The organism is Streptomyces nodosus (genome assembly GCF_008704995.1).
Classification (GTDB): domain Bacteria; phylum Actinomycetota; class Actinomycetes; order Streptomycetales; family Streptomycetaceae; genus Streptomyces; species Streptomyces nodosus.
The window spans coordinates 3218831-3234499 of the sequence record NZ_CP023747.1; the positions used below are offsets into that span (position 1 = coordinate 3218831).

The following is a 15669-nucleotide window of genomic DNA, read 5'->3' on the forward strand; positions in this document are numbered from 1 at the left end:
GCACCGCGTGATCCGGACCGTCGGAGGGGGCGGTCCGGCGCACCCGGTGCCGCCCGCTCCGTTCGTACCCTCGGTCACCCGGCGGCCAGTTCGCACCAGACGACCTTGCCCCGGTTGCCCTCCCGGGACAGCGGCTGCCACCCCCACAGGTCGGCACAGGCCTTGACCAGCGCGAGCCCCCGCCCGTCCTCCAGGTCGACGGACCGCTCCCACGGCACCGGCGGCTCCGGCGGCGCGGGGTCCGCGTCCCACGCCCCGATCCGCAGCACCCCCGAGGCCCAGCGCAACCGCAGCGCGGCGGGCCCCTTGGTGTGCCGTACGGCATTGGAGACCAACTCGGCCGCCAGCAACTCGGCCACGTCGACCAGCCGGATCAGCCCATGCAGGGTGAGGATCAGCCGAAGAGTACGGCGGCTGACGGTGACGGCACGGGGGTCGTTGGGGATGTAGAGGCAGTATTCCCAGGGCTCACTGGACACGGGACCGGTTTCAGGCATGGGTGAACTCCGCTCGCTGAGTGGGGGAATCGGTGCAAGGGCGACGCCGTCACGGCAGGACGAAGCGGTGCGGTTCCGGTGCCCCGGGGTTCCGTTGCGTGTGCGTCGCGCTACCGAACGTAGACCTACATGTTTAAGTCTGGCAAGGCGGTCGCGTAGTCTCCCCCACGAACGAGTTGCGTCCAGGGGCGCGTTGGAAGGGGGATGCCATGGCGCTGAGGCATGAGCCGACGGCACGTCAGTTGCGGCTGGCCGCGGAGCTACGCAGGCTCCGCGACGAGGCGGGACTCACCGCACGTGACGCCGCGGCCCTGCTCGGGGTAAGCCCTCCACAGATCAGCCAGATCGAGGCCGGTCTCACGGGCGTCAGTGAAAAGCGGCTCCGCCGACTGGCCGCGAACTACGCCTGCTCCGACGGAGATCTGGTCGACGCCCTGGTGGACATGGCCACCGATCGCACCCAGGGCTGGTGGGAGGAGTACCGAGGCGTTCTCCCGGCCGCTTACTGCGATCTCGCCGAACTCGATCACCACGCCACCTTTCGTCACGACGTGGCCGTCCTGCACGTGCCAGGGCTGTTCCAGACGGAGGAGTACGCCCGCGCGCTCTTCGCCTATATGAACCCGGAGTTCCCGGAGACAGAGGTGCAGCTGCGGGTGGATCACCGCATGAAGCGGAAGGTTGTCGTCGAGGGCCCGACCCCGATGTCCTACGAGACCGTGATCCACGAGGCGGCACTGCGCATCAGTGTGGCCGGACGCGCCGCCACCAGGGCTCAACTGGCACGCATCCTCGACATGTCCGAGGCCGGCCATGTGACCGTCCGGGTCATCCCCTTCGCACTGGACGACTTCGCGGGCGCCGGAAGCACCATGGTGTACCTGGGCGGAGCCGTTCCCCGTCTGGACACCGTCGTACGCGACGCACCGCACGGGACGGCCTTCGTCGACTCAGCAGCCCAACTGGAGCATTTTCGAATGCTCTTCCGTAGGGTGAAGGCGGCGTCGCTCCCCCCGGAGCAATCACGTGACCTCATCCACGAGTTGGCCAAGGAACTGTGAGGAGCAGCATGACCACCCCCGCCCGATGGAGGAAGTCGTCCTATTCCGGTGGCGGCGAGGGCAACGACTGCGTAGAGATAGCGAGCCTGGACCCCCACATAGCCGTCCGCGACTCAAAGGCCCCCGCCAGGGCCACCCTCACCTTCCCCGCGGAAGCGTTCGGTGTCTTCGTCGAAGCCCTCAAGAACCGCGCCCCGGGCGCATCCTGAGGGCTTCGACGCGGGGTGGGCTCAGCGGGCGTGGAAGCGGTCCGGGGCCTTCGTGGGGTTGCCGCCGGAGGGGAGCGCCTGGTCGGGGCAGGTCGACAGGACCTCCTTCATCGCCGCCTTCTCCTCGGTCGTCACCCAGAGCTCGTACTTCTGCTTCACCGCGACCTGCGCGGCGACATAGGTGCAGCGGTACGGCTTGTTCGACGGGAGCCAGGTCGACGCGTCGCCGTCACCCTTGCTGCGGTTGGGGGTCGCGCCCACCGCGAGCAGATTGAGCGGGTCGTTGGCGAGGGCTATCCGCTTGCTGGGGTCCCAGTCCTGGGCGCCCTTCTGCCAGGCGTCCGAGAGGGCGATGAGATGGTCGATGTCCACCAGGCTGCGGCCACGCGCATAGGTGACGTCCTCGGCGCTGTACGGGTCCGGTGAGAGCACTCCCGAGGCGACCTTGCAGCTGCCGTCGGTGAACTTCACGTCCTTCAGGTCCCGCTTGAGTATGTCGTCACGGGTGTCGCAGCCGTTCGAATCGGTGTCCGCCCAGGCGCTGCCGAACCGGTCCCGGCTGTAACCGGTCGTCGAGGCCCGCTTCTTGACGCTCAGCGAGTCGAGCGCGGCGAGGGCGGCGCTCCCCGTCGACGACTCCCGCGGGCCCGTCGTCCTCTCCGAGCCCGAGGACCCCGTCGTTCCGGTCGTGCAGCCGCTCACGGCGACCAGCACCACAACAGCGGCGGCGATCCCACCCCTCAGACGCATGACGCTCTGTCCTCCCCTTGCCCTCACCGGTCGTGCACCGCACCCTTACGGGTGAACTTCTGCTGCGCTCACGGTAGCTGGCAAAGGGTCATGTGCACACCACTGTCCCAGGTCAGAGGGTGTACGCCGAGCGCGAACCGGGCACCTGAGGGAGAGCCCGGCCGCGTCAGCCCGGAGAACCGGTCAGGAGCCCAGAATCGTGGTGAGGAACTCCCCCACCCAGCCGAGCAGTTCGCGGCCGACCAGGGGCTTGCCGCCCACCTTCGCGGTCTTGGGGCGGGGCACCAGGACCTGGTGGAGCGCCGGCTTGAGGACCGTGCCCGGGTAGAGCCGCTTGAGCCGCAGCTCCTGGGACTCCCGCAGCTCCACCGGGGCGAAGCGGATGTTGGTGCCCTGAAGGACGATCTCGCCGACCCCGCAGGCCCGGGCGAGCATCCGCAGACCGGCCACCAGCAGCAGGTTCTCCACCGGCTCCGGGAGCTTGCCGTAGCGGTCGGCCAGCTCCTCCCGTACGGCCTTGATGTCCTCCTCCGTGTTGACGGAGGCGATCGCACGGTAGGCCTGGAGGCGCAGCCGCTCGCCGGGCGCGTAGTCGTGCGGGACATGGGCGTCGACCGGGAGCTCGATCTTGACCTCGAGCGGCGGTTCCTCCTCCACCCCGCCCTCCAGCGAGGCACGGTAGTCCGCGACCGCCTCGCCGACCATCCGCACATACAGGTCGAAGCCCACGCCCGCGATATGGCCCGACTGCTCGCCGCCGAGCAGATTGCCCGCGCCGCGGATCTCCAGGTCCTTCATCGCGACATACATGCCCGCGCCCATCTCGGTGTGCTGGGCGATGGTCGCCAGGCGTTCGTGGGCGGTCTCGGTGAGCGGCTTCTCCGGCGGGTACAGGAAGTAGGCGTAGCCGCGCTCCCGGCCGCGGCCCACGCGTCCGCGCAGCTGGTGCAGCTGGGAGAGGCCGAAGTTGTCGCCGCGCTCCACGATCAGCGTGTTGGCGTTCGAGATGTCGATGCCGGACTCGACGATCGTCGTGGAGACCAGGACGTCGTACCGGTTCTCCCAGAAGTCGACGACCACCTGTTCCAGCGTCTGCTCCGACATCTGGCCGTGGGCCGTGGCGATCCGCGCCTCCGGGACGATCTCCCGCAGCCGGGCCGCGGCCCGGTCGATCGACTCCACCCGGTTGTGGATGTAGAAGACCTGCCCCTCGCGCAGCAGTTCGCGGCGGATGGCGGCGCCGATCTGCTTCTCCTCGTAGGGCCCCACAAAGGTCAGCACCGGGTGCCGCTCCTCCGGCGGGGTCGTGATGGTGGACATCTCGCGGATGCCCGTCACCGCCATCTCCAGGGTGCGCGGGATCGGGGTCGCCGACATGGTGAGCACATCGACATTGGCGCGCAGCTTCTTCAGCTGCTCCTTGTGCTCGACGCCGAACCGCTGCTCCTCGTCGACGATGACCAGGCCCAGGTCCTTGAACTTGGTCTCCGAGGAGAACAGCCGGTGGGTGCCGATGACGACATCCACCGAGCCCTCCCGCAGCCCCTCCAGGACCGCCTTCGCCTCGGTGTCCGTCTGGAAACGGGACAGCGCCCGCACATTCACCGGGAACTGGGAGTAGCGCTCGCTGAAGGTGCCGAAGTGCTGCTGCACCAGCAGGGTGGTGGGCACCAGCACCGCGACCTGCTTGCCGTCCTGCACCGCCTTGAAGGCGGCCCGGACCGCGATCTCCGTCTTGCCGTAGCCGACGTCACCACAGATCAGACGGTCCATCGGGACCGACTTCTCCATGTCTTCCTTGACCTCGGCGATCGTGGTCAGCTGGTCGGGCGTCTCCGCGTAGGGGAACGCGTCCTCCAGCTCCCGCTGCCAGGGCGTGTCCGCGCCGAAGGTGTGGCCGGGCGCCGCCATCCGCGCGCTGTACAGCTTGATCAGATCCGCGGCGATCTCCTTGACCGCCTTCTTGGCACGCGCCTTGGTCTTGGTCCAGTCGGCGCCGCCCAGCCGGTGCAGGGTCGGGGCCTCGCCGCCGACGTACTTGGTGATCTGCTCCAGCTGGTCGGTGGGGATGTAGAGGCGGTCGCCGGGCTGGCCGCGCTTGGCGGGGGCGTACTCCACCACCAGATACTCGCGGGTCGCGCCCTGCACGGTGCGCTGCACCATCTCGATGTAGCGGCCCACACCGTGCTGCTCGTGCACGATGTAGTCGCCGGACTCCAGGGTCAGCGGGTCGATCGTCTTGCGCCGGCGGGCCGGCATCCGGGCGCCGTCACGGCCTGCCGACCGCTGGCCGGACAGATCGGTCTCGGTGAGGACGGCGATCCTGAGCCCCGGGTCCACGAAGCCGTACTCGATCGAGCCGCACGCCACCTGCACCACCGAAGGGGCCAGCTGTCCGAGGTCGGTGTCGAGGCGGGCCGCGATGCCCTCGCTGCCCAGCACCTCGACGGTGCGGGAGGCCGGTCCGTGGCCCTCCGTGACGAACACCGTGCGCCAGCCGTCGGCGAGCCAGCCCTTGGTGTCGGCGAGCGCCTTCGCGGTGTCGCCGCGGTAGGTCTCCGGGGCGTGCATACCGAGCTTGAGGGTGTCCCCGTCCAGGGCGTCCAGTTCGTCGTCCACCGCGAACGGCGACACCGACCACCAGAGCATGCCCAGCTCACGGGCCCGGTCCCGGACGTCGGCGAGGGGCCACAGGGAGGCCGCGCCGACATCGATCGGGGCGTCCCCGCCGCCCGCGGTGGCCGCCCAGGACGCCTGGAGGAACTCCTGGCTGGTCGCCACCAGGTCCGTGGCCCGGGTCCGCACCCGCTCCGGGTCGCAGACGACGGCCATGGCGCCCGCGGGCAGCACATCGAGCAGCAGCTCCATGTCGTCGACCAGGACCGGGGCCAGCGACTCCATGCCCTCGACGGCGATGCCCTCGGCGATCTTGCCGAGCAGTCCGCCCAGCTCGGGGTGTTCCTCGGCCAGGGCGGCGGCCCGGCGCCGTACCTCGTCGGTGAGCAGCAGCTCGCGGCACGGGGGCGCCCACAGGCCGTGCTCGGCGATCTCCAGGGAGCGCTGGTCGGCGACCTTGAAGTAGCGGATCTCCTCGACGTCGTCGCCCCAGAACTCGATGCGCAGGGGGTGTTCCTCGGTGGGCGGGAAGACGTCCAGGATGCCGCCGCGCACGGCGAACTCGCCGCGCTTCTCGACCAGTTCCACCCGCGCGTACGCGGCGGCGGCCAGCGCCTCCACGGTGTCCTGGAGATCGGCCCGCTCGCCCGTGCGCAGCGCGACCGGCTCCAGCTCGCCCAACCCCTTGACCTGGGGCTGGAGCACGGAACGCACCGGGGCGACGACCACGGAGACCGGGCCGGTCTCGGGGTCGTCGGCGTTCGGGTGGGCCAGGCGCCTGAGGACGGCGAGACGGCGGCCGACGGTGTCGCTGCGCGGGCTCAGCCGCTCGTGCGGGAGGGTCTCCCAGGAGGGGTACTCCACGATGCCCTCGGGCGGCAGCAGGGAACGCAGCGCGGCGGCGAGGTCCTCGGCCTCGCGTCCCGTCGCGGTCACGGCGAGTACGGGCCTGCCCGCGTCCCGGGCCAGCGCGGCCACGGTGAAGGGGCGCGCCGCGGGGGGACCGACCAGGTCGACATGCGTCCGGTTGCCGTCGGTGGCGGCCTTCACCGCTTCCGCGAGTGCGGCGTCCTTGACGACGGCGTCGAGCAGACCGTGCAGGCTCATGAAGGGGTTTCCCGTCCCGGGTGGGCAACACGAACACCCGGCCGCAAGGTTTCGAGCATCCGGGCCGGGGTGTCCAGCGTACGACGCTGCTCCCGCGTCCGCCGGGGCCCCGGACATCGCGCGGCCACCCGCCCGCCACCCCCGGGTCCGCCCCGGCACGCCGAAAGGGCTCCCGTGCACGGGCCCCGGGAGCCCATGGAACGGGGGCAGGCCCGGTGCAGGTGAGCTGGTCGCTCGCCCGCACCGGGCCTGTACGTTCCGTCCCCCGTCGCCCCGCTCCCCGTCGGTGGCGCGCCGCGGCGGCTACTCCGTGGCGATGGCGTTCAGTACGTTCATCCGGCCCGCCCGGAAGGCCGGGACCAGGGCCGCGAACAGTCCTACGAAGGCGGAGCCGATGAACACCGCGATGATCGTCGGCCAGGGGATCTCCAGGACGTTGAGTCCCTCCAGAGCCAGCAGCTTCTGGGCGGTGGCGCCCCAGCTCATCCCGAGCCCCAGGCCCAGCAGGGCACCGAAGAGAGCGATCACCACGGACTCCAGCCGGATCATCCGGCGCAGCTGCCGCCGGGACAGGCCGATCGCCCGCATCAGGCCGATCTCCCGGGTCCGCTCCACCACCGACAGGGCCAGGGTGTTCACCACACCGAGGACCGCGACGACGATCGCCAGGGCCAGCAGACCGTAGATCATGTTCAGCAGCTGGCCGATCTGGTCCTTCAGTTCCTGCTTGTAGTCGGTCTGGTCGCGGACGGTGTACTGCGGGTAGTCGTGCAGCGCCGACTTCAGCGCCTTGTACGCGGCCTCCTGCTGCCCGTCCTTGGCCGTGGCGAAGAGCAGCAGGTCCAGCGGCATGCTGTCGGCGGGCACATACCTGGCCGCCGTGGCGATCGAGGTGTACATCGCGCCCTTGTCGATCACCACGTCGTCGCTGGTGATCGCGCGGACCGTGAGCCGTCCCGCGGTGCCGTCCTTGAAGTCGACCTGGACCTTGGAGCCGAGCGTAATGCCGTGCTTCTTGGCGAAGCCCTCGGGCACCGACATCGAGTCGGGCTTGTAGGCGTCCGCCAGGTCGCCCGCGACCGTCTTGGTGCGCAGGTCCTGTGCGTATGTCGGGTCGGCGGCGTTGAGCATCTCCTTCTTGGAGGTGCGGCCGTCGGGGGTGGTCAGCGCGGCGTCGAGCAGCCGGTACTCGGTGACCCGCGCCAGCTCCGGTGTGGACTTCACCGCCTTGACCGCCTGCTTGGTGAACAGCTGGCCGCTGTCGCTCTGGACGATGAAGTCCGTGCCGACGGTCTTGTCGAGCTGATCGGTGGCCGAGGCGACCATCGAGGAGCCGACCACCGAGAGACAGGCCACCAGGGACAGGCCGATCATCAGGGCGGCACCGGTCGCTCCCGTGCGGCGCGGGTTGCGCAACGCGTTGCGTTCGGCCATGCGGCCGACCGGGCCGAAGGCCCGCAGCAGGATCGCGCCGAGCACCCGGATCACACCGCCGGCGAGCAGCGGTCCGATGATCACGAAGCCGAGCAGGGAGAGGACCACACCCAGACCGAGCCAGAGCGAACCGGCGTTCGCCTTGTCCGCCTGGGCGGCCAGATACAGGCTCCCGGCGCCGGCGACGGTGAGGACCAGGCCGACCAGGAGGCGGATCCGGCCCGCCCTGGCGTCGGCCGGGGCGCCCGCGTCACGCAGTGCGGCCATCGGGGAGATCTTGCCGGCGCGCCGGGCCGGGAGATAGGCCGCCAGGACGGTGACCACCACACCGAGCGCCAGGCCGACCACCGGGGTCGTCCAGGTGACGGTCAGATCGTCGGTGGACAGCTTCATCCCGACCGAGCCCATGACCTTCATCAGCCCCACGGCGATGCCGATGCCCGCGCCGACCCCGAGCACGGACCCGAAGGCACCGAGCAACAGCGCCTCGGCCAGCACCGACTGGTTGACCTGCCGGCGGGAGGAGCCGATGGCCCGCATCAGGCCGATCTCCCGGGTGCGCTGGGCGACCAGCATGGAGAAGGTGTTGATGATCAGGAAGATGCCGACCATGAAGGCGATCAGCGCGAAGCCGAGCATCACATACTTCATGACGTTCAGAAGGTCGGCGACCTCCTTCTGGTTGGCGTCCGCGGTCTCCTTGGCGGTCTGCACCTTGTAGCCGGCGCCGATCTCCGCCACCACGTTCTTCTTCAGCCGGGCGTCGCTGACGCCCTGGGCCGCGGTGACATCGATGTTGGTGTAGACGCCGGGCTCGCCTATGAGCGTCCGCTGTGCGGTCGGCGTGTCCAGGTAGAAGATCGCGGCACCGGGGTTGGTGACGGTGAAGGCGGCTATGCCGGAGATCTTCGCGGTGTGCGTGCCGACCGCGGTGATCACACCGATCTCGTCGCCGAGCCCCAGATGGTGCTTGTCGGCGGTGTCGGCGTCGACCATGACCTGGTCGGAGCCGCTCGGCGCCGCACCGGAGGTGATCTTCATGGTGCGGGCGTCGTTGCCGTTCCAGCTGCCGACGATGGTGGGGGCGCCGCTGGTGGGCGACAGGTTGTTCTTGTCGGCGTCGACGACGGTCACCGCGGTGGAGAACACCGTGCCCTGAGCCGACTTCACGCCCCGCGCCTTGCGCACCTGGTCGACCACGGAGGCGGGCAGCACGGGCGGTCTGCCGTTCCCCGAGGTGGTCTCGCCGTCGTCCGAGGCGCCCTTGGCGCTCACCGTCACATCCGAGGAGGTGACCGCGAAGAGCTTGTCGAAGGTGGTGTTCATGGTGTCGGTGAAGACGAGCGTGCCGCACACGAACGCCACCGACAGCAGGACCGCGACGGCCGACAGGGCCATGCGTCCCTTGTGCGCGAAGAAGTTGCGCATCGAGGTCTTCAGCACGGTCATGAGGTGCGCCCCCGGGCGTCGAAGTCCTTCATGCGGTCCAGGACCTGGTCCGCGGTGGGCTGACGCATCTCGTCCACGATCCGGCCGTCGGCCAGATAGAGCACACGGTCGGCGTAGGAGGCGGCGACCGGGTCATGGGTGACCATCACGATGGTCTGTCCCAGCTCGTCCACCGAGCGGCGCAGAAAGCCCAGCACCTCGGCGCCGGCCCGGGAGTCGAGGTTTCCGGTCGGCTCGTCACCGAAGATGATCTCGGGACGGGCGGCCAGGGCGCGGGCCACGGCGACGCGCTGCTGCTGGCCGCCGGAGAGCTGGGTGGGCCGGTGCTTGAGCCGGCCGGCCAGGCCGACGGTCTCCACCACCCGGTCCAGCCAGGCGCGGTCGGGCTTGCGGCCCGCGATGTCCATGGGCAGCGTGATGTTCTCTATCGCGTTCAGCGTCGGCAGCAGGTTGTAGGCCTGGAAGATGAACCCGATCCGGTCCCGGCGCAGCTGGGTGAGCTTCTTGTCCTTCAGACCCGTGATCTCGGTGTCGTCGAGGAAGATCTGACCGCTGGTCACGGTGTCGAGCCCGGCGAGGCAGTGCATCAGCGTGGACTTGCCGGACCCCGAGGGGCCCATGATCGCGGTGAACTGGCCCCGCTCGATGTCCACGTCGACGTGGTCGAGGGCGACGACCCGGGTCTCCCCGGCCCCGTACGCCTTGACGACCTGCCGCGCCTGCGCGGCTACGGCCGTACGCCCTCCAGTGCCCCCGTGCCTGGGAATGGTCACGGCCGATGTCATGTCAGGTCTCCTATGTCGGTCTTCGAAGGGGACGTGTGGTCCCGATCGGTTCTGTCGGTGGTGTGGTGCGGTCTGCCGAGGGGTGTCCGGGCATCGCCCGACCGCGTGAACAGTCTGGTGTCGGAGGGGATCCCGGCGCGCTGGTGCCCGGCCCCGTCTTGCCCGGGGGATAACCCCACCCCTTCCACTGCGGCCGGCACGACCCCCGTACGTGCCCGCCGCTCCCCCGAGGCGTAAAACCAGGTTAAGAACGCCCCGGCCGCCGCTCGTCCTCCGTCCGGACGAAGACTCCCCGGGCCGTAGTACGGAGCGCCCCCTAGGGGCCCTCCACCCCGAGGCGGAGACTTTCTCAGGGTCGTCTCCACAGTCCGGCGCAGCCGGGCTCCTCCTCCCGGCGCGGGCCCGGTCCCCGCGCGGTGCGGTCCGGAATCCTCCTCCTGACGCGACAGGCTCCACCCTCCCGTCGCGTCAAGGTCAAGCCCCGCCGTTCTCCGGCCATTTCGGGGCGCTTCCCCCGCCGTCACTCCGGAGGGTGTTCCGCCGCCGCGGCGCCGGGGGCCCTCCGCCCCGTCAGGGCCGTCCCCGGCCCCGCCTCAGGGGTCGTCCTCCCGGCGCGTCGGGGTGGCCACTCCCCCGGAGCCGGTCCGGATGGGAAACTTGCGTGCGGCTGACATATACAAGGGGAGGGCGCTCGGTGGACACGACCGGAGCTGCGACACGCGAGACCGGGCGGCGCACCCGGCCCGACAGACGCGGTGCCGTCGTCGCCGCGCTGATGCTCGCGATGGCACTGGCCGCCCTGGACTCGACGGTCGTCTCGACCGCGGTGCCGCAGATCGTCGGCGATCTCGGCGGCTTCTCCGTCTTCTCCTGGCTGTTCTCGGGCTATCTGCTGGCCGTGACGGTGACGCTGCCCGTCTACGGGAAGCTCTCCGACACCGTCGGCCGCAAACCGGTGCTGATCGTGGGCGCGGTGCTCTTTCTGCTCGGCTCGCTGCTGTGCGCACTGGCCTGGAACATGGGGGCGCTGATCGCGTTCCGGATCGTGCAGGGCCTGGGCGGCGGCGCGCTCCAGGGCACGGTGCAGACGCTCGCCGCCGACCTGTATCCGCTCAAGGAACGCCCCAGGATCCAGTCCAAGCTGTCCACGGTCTGGGCGGTGTCCGCGGTGGCGGGTCCGGCGCTCGGCGGGGTGCTCGCCACCTATGCCGACTGGCGGTGGATCTTCTTGATCAATCTGCCGGTGGGGGCGGTCGCGCTGTGGCTGATCGTCCGCCATCTGCGCGAGCCGGACCGGGAGCCGGGCCCCCGTCCCCGTGTCGACTGGGCCGGGGCGCTCACGGTGTTCGCCTGTGGGGGCGTCCTGCTGACGGCGCTGGTGCAGGGCGGGGTCGCCTGGCCCTGGCTGTCGGCGCCCTCGCTGACGCTGTTCGGCACGGGCCTCGCGCTGATCGCGCTGGTGGTGGCGGTCGAGCGGCGGGCCGCGGAACCGATCATCCCCGGGTGGGTGTGGCGGCGCCGTACGATCGCCGCCGTCAACCTGGCGCTGGGCGCGCTGGGGCTGCTGATGGTGGCCCCGACCGTCTTTCTGCCGACCTACGCCCAGGCGGTGCTCGGACTCGCCCCGGTGGCGGGCCGGGTTCGTGCTCTCCGTCTGGACCCTGAGCTGGCCTCGACGGTCGGCTGGTCGGAGCGCGGCACCACCACCGCGTCCGTGCTGTTCTGCCGTCAGACCGGCCAGACCGCCGGGGCGGCGGTGTTCGGTGCGATCGCCAACGGTGTCCTGGCCTCCCGGCTGGGCGGCTCGGGCGATCTGGACGCGGTGACCCGGGCCCTGGACCACGGCTCCGCGTCCGAGGCGACCCGCAGGGCGATCGCCTCCGCCGTCCATGCGGTCTATCTGGGGGCCTCGTGCGCGGCGGCACTCGCCTTCCTCGTCCTGCTTCTGCTGGCGCCCCGCCGCTTCCCGGTGCTCGACAGCTGACCGGAGGGCCGGTGCCGGCCCTCCGGACCGTGGTTCGTGGGGCCGGCCCCACGAACCACGGTCCGGAGAAGCCCCCTACTCCGCGGGAGCCCGCCCGGTCAGCATGGTGAGGCTGTTGCGCACATGGTCCATCTGGGCCTGTACGCAGTCCCACTGCTCGCCGTGCTCCCGCAGCACCCGTTCCGTCTCCCGGGCGATGCGCTCCTCCCGGACCCGCGCCTCGGCGATCAGCTCGGCGGCGTGCGCCTGGGCGTCCCGCTGGACGTGCCGGGCCGCGTCCTTCGCCTCGCCGAGCGCCCGCTCCGCCTCCGCCAGGGCCTCCTCCGCGCGCGCCACCCGCTCCGCCTCCGCGGCGTCCAGCGCGGCGGCCCGCTCCCCGTCCGCCTGCTCCTCGCTCCGCAGGCGCTCGGCGTGCTCGCGCTCCTGCTCGGCCAGCAGCGCGCCGGTGCGCCGGCGCACCTCCCGCAGTGCGGCCAGCGCCTCTCCGCGCCCCTCCTTCACCTCGCGCCGCGTCGTCACCCGTACGTCGTCCGCCTCGGCCCGGGCCGCCAGCAGCCGGGTGCGACAGCGCTCCTCGGCCTCGGCGCGCACCTCGTCGGCGTACTCCTGCGCCTCCCGGACGGTCCGCCCGGCCGTCTCCTCCGCCTCGGCGACCGTCCGCCGCGCCTCCTTCCGTGCCTCCTCGCTCAGGGCCGCCGCCTCGTCCTGGGCCAGGTCGAACAGCTTCCGGGCCGGGTCGCCGAGGGTCTCGTACGTCTGCGGGGGCAACTGCGCGACTCTCTCGCGCAGTTGCGCCAGTTCGGCCTCCATCTCCTTGGCCAGCACCGTCAGCCGGGCGGCTCTCTCCCAGGCGGCGTCACGCCCCTGGGAGAGGGCCGCGGTGTACGCCTCGACCTGGTCGGGACGGTAGCCGCGGCGCACGAACACAAAATCGTGCGGCGACTCCGAAGCGCTGCTCAACGCGGAACCCCTCTCCACCTGACCCCTATGAACCGTTGATTGCGCGCACATCTTGATGGATCAGACGGAAGCGTTTGTAACGCGACACTCCGTGCACAAGCAACGGATAGTGCGGGGTAGTACCCAAAAAGGGCAGGGCCCGCTCGTACGGAGACGTACGAGCGGGCCCTGCCCGGTGATGAGGGGCCGTCAGGATCGGGTCACAGCAGCCCGTCCCACATCTGCTCCAGCAGCACCGACCACCAGCTCTCCGGCGAGCCGAGCGCCGCCGGGTCCAGCGAGGCCAGCTGGGCCTGGAAGTCGACGGTCCAGCGGCCCGCCTGCTCCTGGTTGAGCCCGTACCGCAGCCGCCACATCCGGCCGAGCAGCGCCAGACAGCGCACGAACTCGGGCAGACCCGTGTTGACGAACTGCGGCGGCAGGGGAGCGCCGCCCGGGCCGGCCTCCACGGGCACGGCGACGATGTTCGCCGTGCCGTACTGCACACAGATCGCCTTCCCGAAGTCGCTGCCGACGACGAGGTACGAGGCCGCGTCGGAGGACGGCGGCATCCCGCGCTCCTGCGCCAGCTCGGCCAGGGTCGGCACCGGGCGGCCCGGCTGGGCCTGCGCCCAGAAGAACGGGCCCATGTCGAGCGGCAGTCCGGCCACCACCAGGGTGTGCGCCACGACCGGCGGCACACCCTGCCGGGAGACCGCGACCTGGTCGAAGCGGAAGACCCCGGGGCCGAAGGCGGCGGCCAGCTCCTGCGCGACGCCCTCCGGCGGGACCGGCGGCGCGGGCTGCACCGGCGGCAGCGGGGCGCGCACCGGGCCGGGACGCGCGGGACCGTCCGCGACCGCGTGCAACTCGCCCTGGTGAGCGAGGAGTTGCTGCATGCCCTCCTGGCGCGAGGCATGGTCGGTGCCGTACGGGGCGATGCTGGTGATCCGCGCCTGGGGCCAGTTCTCGCGGATCATCCGCGCACAGTAGGCGCCCGGCAGCGCACACGACTCGAGCTCGGTGTGCAGCTCCAGCACCTGGGTCGGCGGGACGTTCATCGCCCGCAGCTCATGGAAGATCTGCCACTCGGGGTGCGGGGTGCCCGGGGCCGAACGCCGGATCAGCTGCTGCTCGGAACCGTCCTGGGCGCGATAGCGCAGCACGGCCTGATAGCCGGGACCGACCGTCGGCAGGCCCGCGGGCGGATAGCCGTACGACGGCTGCTGCCCGGGCGCCGGCGGCGGAGCGCCGTGCGGCATCCCGGGGGCACCCGGGGGCGGCGGGGGCATCCCAGGGGCACCCGGGGGCGGCGGGGGCGCACCGGGGCCACCGGTGGGCGGCCCGGCCATCATCGTCTGCGCCTGCGCGGCACCGGGAGCCCCCGGGGGCACACCCGGGGCGCCCGGCGGGTGCGGGGTCCCCGGGGCACCGACGGCCGGACCCGCCAGCATCGTGGCCGCATGGTGCACCCCGCCCGGGGGCGTGGCGCCCGGCACACCCGGAGGCTGCGGAGCACCCGGCACCGGCGCACCCGGCTGTCCCGGAGCGCCCGGCGGACCCGGCGGAAGGGGAGCGCCCGGAGGCTGCGGGGCGGCCGGCGGGGGCGTACCCGGGGCCGCGGTGCCCTCCGGTCCGTCCGGGAGCTGGGAGACCATCTGCGTGGGCACATAGCCGCCGGGCGGCGGGGTCGCGCCCGGACGGGCACCCGGCGTACCGGGAGCACCCGGCGGGTGGGGCGTACCTCCGCCGCGCGGCCCCCGAACGGGGGGCGTGGCCTTGCTGGTCGCGGCGTCGGCGATGTCGCCGGCGTGGGGCGCGAGCGGCCGCTCCGCCCCGGACGGACCGGCCGGGGGCTGCGGTGCGCCCGGCACACCCTGCGCACCGGGCGCACCAGGAACGCCGGGAACGCCGGGGACCGACGGCACACCGGACGGGGGCGTACCGGGCGGCCCGCCCGGAGCCGACGGGACACCCTGCGCGGGCGTACCCGGAACACCCGGAACAGGTGTACCCGGTCCACCGGGCCCGCCCGGAGCCTGCGGAATGCCCGCCCCCGCTCCGTCCACCAGCGGCCCCACCGTGGTCTGCGGAAGCCGGCTGCCCCCCGTCATCAATGTCGTCTTCGCGTCCGGTGGCGCCACCGGCGGGACGCCCGCGGCGTCGTCCTCGGCCAGCGGCGGCGCGAACACGGTCTCCGGCAGCGGGACCGAACGGTCCTCGCCCGCCTCGGCGTTGGTGTCCGTCCCGGCCCATGGCGTCGCCCCCGAGGGCTCGGCCGGCGGGGCGTTCTGCGGCACCGCGTCCCGTGCCTCGTCGCCGCCCACGGCGGGGGGCCACGGCGTGCCCGAGGCGACCGACGCCTGCGGCGCGGCCGGCGGACCCGCCGCCGCGGCCGGAGGCGCACCGGCACCGTCCGTCTCCCCGGACGGCGTTCCGGCCGCCTGACGGTGGTCCGGAACACCCATCCGGTCCGCCGCCTCCTGGAGCCACTCCGGCGGAGTCAGCAGGAAGGAGGTCTGGTTCAGGTCCACCCGGGCCGCAGGCGCCCGGGCCGGCTGCGGCGCGGCGTCCTTCGTCCCGTACTCCTCCTCGTACCGGCGGATCACCTCGCCCACCGGCAGCCCCGGCCACAGCGTCGCCTCACCGCTGTCGCGGGCGATCACCAGCCGCTGGGCGCCCCCGTCCGAGCGGGGCCCCTCGGCGCGGTCCTCCGCCCACACCACAAAACCGAGGTCGAACTCCCGTACCCGCACCTCACGATGCTGGTACGACGGAACATCCCCGTTGATCCACTCTTCGGCGCGCTCCTGCGCCTGTGCGAAGGTCACCATCGTC

At 71.8% G+C, this 15669-nt stretch carries 9 protein-coding genes and 1 pseudogene; 3 read left to right on the top strand and 7 right to left on the bottom strand.

Features of this window, described 5'->3' with window-relative positions; genetic code table 11:
- Positions 1-74: 74 nt before the first annotated feature.
- Positions 75-497 carry an ATP-binding protein gene (locus CP978_RS14530; RefSeq protein WP_043440967.1) on the bottom strand — a complete coding sequence of 141 codons (423 nt, stop codon included), beginning with the start codon at positions 495-497 and terminating at the stop codon, positions 75-77.
- Positions 498-706: 209 nt separating this feature from the next.
- Between CP978_RS14530 and CP978_RS14535 the strand changes: the two genes are divergently transcribed.
- Both CP978_RS14535 and CP978_RS14540 read left to right on the top strand, forming a co-directional pair.
- Entirely contained in the window at positions 707-1558 is an 852-nt protein-coding gene (locus CP978_RS14535; RefSeq protein WP_043440969.1) for a helix-turn-helix domain-containing protein, read from the top strand.
- Between the two features lie 8 nt (positions 1559-1566).
- Complete coding sequence (locus tag CP978_RS14540) at positions 1567-1767, top strand: DUF397 domain-containing protein (RefSeq protein ID WP_043448621.1); 201 nt, start codon at positions 1567-1569, stop codon at positions 1765-1767.
- Positions 1768-1788: 21 nt separating this feature from the next.
- Here CP978_RS14540 and CP978_RS14545 read toward each other — a convergent pair whose 3' ends face one another.
- The 4 genes from CP978_RS14545 to CP978_RS14560 form a co-directional block, all read right to left on the bottom strand.
- Entirely contained in the window at positions 1789-2517 is a 729-nt protein-coding gene (locus CP978_RS14545; protein WP_043440972.1) for an HNH endonuclease family protein, read from the bottom strand.
- Between the two features lie 183 nt (positions 2518-2700).
- A complete protein-coding gene (gene mfd, locus CP978_RS14550; protein WP_043440975.1) occupies positions 2701-6240 on the bottom strand; it encodes a transcription-repair coupling factor in 3540 nt (1179 codons plus the stop codon).
- Positions 6241-6543: 303 nt separating this feature from the next.
- Positions 6544-9123: an ABC transporter permease gene (locus CP978_RS14555; protein ID WP_043440978.1), complete on the bottom strand. Its 2580-nt coding sequence runs from the start codon at positions 9121-9123 to the stop codon at positions 6544-6546.
- A complete protein-coding gene (locus CP978_RS14560; protein WP_043440980.1) occupies positions 9120-9908 on the bottom strand; it encodes an ABC transporter ATP-binding protein in 789 nt (262 codons plus the stop codon). The genes CP978_RS14555 and CP978_RS14560 overlap by 4 nt, the downstream gene beginning before the upstream one ends.
- Before the next feature lie 694 nt (positions 9909-10602).
- On the opposite strand from CP978_RS14560, the pseudogene CP978_RS14565 reads away from it, so the two are divergent.
- Positions 10603-11892, top strand: a pseudogene (locus CP978_RS14565) (MFS transporter).
- 75 nt (positions 11893-11967) lie between these two features.
- On the opposite strand, the gene CP978_RS14570 reads toward CP978_RS14565, so the two are convergent.
- Both CP978_RS14570 and CP978_RS14575 read right to left on the bottom strand, forming a co-directional pair.
- Positions 11968-12852 (bottom strand): cellulose-binding protein, encoded by an 885-nt coding sequence (locus tag CP978_RS14570; RefSeq protein ID WP_052454123.1) that lies wholly within the window; start codon positions 12850-12852, stop codon positions 11968-11970.
- A gap of 200 nt (positions 12853-13052) precedes the next feature.
- Positions 13053-15665 (bottom strand): SUKH-4 family immunity protein, encoded by a 2613-nt coding sequence (locus CP978_RS14575; RefSeq protein WP_150478224.1) that lies wholly within the window; start codon positions 15663-15665, stop codon positions 13053-13055.
- Positions 15666-15669 lie beyond the last annotated feature (4 nt).

What these genes read in the sequence shown, in the direction of transcription:
- CP978_RS14530 (WP_043440967.1), bottom strand. Translation starts at nt 497, where the DNA reads ATGCCTGAAACCGGTCCCGTGTCCAGTGAGCCCTGGGAATACTGCCTC.
- CP978_RS14535 (WP_043440969.1), top strand. Translation starts at nt 707, where the DNA reads ATGGCGCTGAGGCATGAGCCGACGGCACGTCAGTTGCGGCTGGCCGCG.
- CP978_RS14540 (WP_043448621.1), top strand. Translation starts at nt 1,567, where the DNA reads ATGACCACCCCCGCCCGATGGAGGAAGTCGTCCTATTCCGGTGGCGGC.
- CP978_RS14545 (WP_043440972.1), bottom strand. Translation starts at nt 2,517, where the DNA reads ATGCGTCTGAGGGGTGGGATCGCCGCCGCTGTTGTGGTGCTGGTCGCC.
- mfd (WP_043440975.1), bottom strand. Translation starts at nt 6,240, where the DNA reads ATGAGCCTGCACGGTCTGCTCGACGCCGTCGTCAAGGACGCCGCACTC.
- CP978_RS14555 (WP_043440978.1), bottom strand. Translation starts at nt 9,123, where the DNA reads ATGACCGTGCTGAAGACCTCGATGCGCAACTTCTTCGCGCACAAGGGA.
- CP978_RS14560 (WP_043440980.1), bottom strand. Translation starts at nt 9,908, where the DNA reads ATGACATCGGCCGTGACCATTCCCAGGCACGGGGGCACTGGAGGGCGT.
- CP978_RS14575 (WP_150478224.1), bottom strand. Translation starts at nt 15,665, where the DNA reads ATGGTGACCTTCGCACAGGCGCAGGAGCGCGCCGAAGAGTGGATCAAC.